This window comes from Arthrobacter sp. Br18, from assembly GCF_000520555.1.
Classification (GTDB): domain Bacteria; phylum Actinomycetota; class Actinomycetes; order Actinomycetales; family Micrococcaceae; genus Arthrobacter_D.
The window spans coordinates 14,677-15,963 of the sequence record NZ_KI914875.1 but is presented as its reverse complement, the minus strand read 5'-3'; the positions used below and the strand labels follow the sequence as shown (position 1 = coordinate 15,963).

Below are 1,287 nucleotides of genomic sequence, written 5' to 3'. Positions count from 1 at the left end.
CCGCCGGTCCCAGTGGACGTAGCTTCCAAGGCCCGGCGGCAGCCCGTAAGCCACCACCTCGACCACCCCGCCCAAGGTTTCGCCCTCCTTGTGTGCTGCGTCCACCTCGGCGACCATGGCGTCGGAGGTGTCGCGGTGGAAGCACCTGAGGGGATCCGCGTCGAGGGCGATCACGTCGGCAGGAGTCGGAAGCCGCGCATCCTCGGGGACCGAGACGGTCGCGATCGACACGGTGTGGCTCACGAGGCGGATGCCGAGGGCTGCGAGGAACTGGGAGGCCACCGTTCCGAGGGCCACCCGGGTGGCAGTTTCCCGGGCGCTCGCCCGTTCGAGGACGGGCCTCGCCTCCTCGAAGCCGTACTTCTGCATGCCGGTGAAGTCGGCGTGCCCGGGCCGGGGGCGGGTGAGGGGCGCGTTCCGGGCAAGCGCGTCGAGTTCTTCGGGATCCACCGGGTCGGCGGCCATGATGCTCTCCCATTTGGGCCACTCGGTGTTGGCGACCTCGATCGCAACGGGCCCGCCCTGGGTGCGCCCGTGCCGGACCCCCCCGAGAATCCGCACCGCGTCCAGCTCGAACTTCATCCGGGCACCGCGCCCGTAACCGAGCCGCCGGCGCGCCAGCGCGGCCTGGATGTCGGAGGTCGTCACCGACACCCCGGCGGGAAGACCTTCAAGAATTCCGACCACGGCAGGGCCATGGGATTCTCCGGCAGTTAACCAACGCAGCATGGCTTCAATACTGCCACGCTGACGGTGCCTGTTCAGCGCCGGGGCACCCCTACTGCGTCACACATCACATTTATGACATCCCGCCCCGGCCCCGGTGCTTCCGGGCAGAACAGCCGGACCTGCTCGACGGCCTGGTACAGCAGCATCTCGAGCCCCGGCACCACCGCACCTCCCGCCCCGGCCCAGGCGGTCGCCAGCGCACTGGGCCAGGGATCGTAGGCGACGTCGAGGAGGATGCCGGACACCGGGCGCCGAAGGTACGGCGCAACCGGATCAGCGGCGTGCGGGGGGAGCGTGGAGACGACGACATCGGCCACCGCCAGCGCGTCCGGCGCTCCGCTCCAGGGGTGGACCTCGACGACAATGCCGAGACCGGCGCCGACGTCGACCAGTCCTCCCGCACGGCCGGGCGACCGGACGAAGACGTCCACCCGCGCTGCACCGAGAAGGTGCAGTCCGGCCACTGCGGCCGCGGCGGTGCCGCCGCCTCCGAGGATCACTGCGCGGGAGGGAACACCGGAACCGCCGTGGGACAGGGCACCCGCCACGCCGGCGGGG

1 protein-coding gene and 1 pseudogene are annotated in these 1,287 nt (G+C 71.3%); both read right to left on the bottom strand.

Annotation, left to right across the window (positions count from 1 at the left end):
• A partial coding sequence (gene aroC / locus Y704_RS25310) for a chorismate synthase (protein WP_035772647.1) occupies positions 1 to 729 on the bottom strand: 729 nt, incomplete at its 3' end.
• A gap of 32 nt (positions 730 to 761) precedes the next feature.
• A pseudogene (locus Y704_RS24560) lies at positions 762 to 1,287 on the bottom strand (shikimate dehydrogenase); the annotation flags it as partial.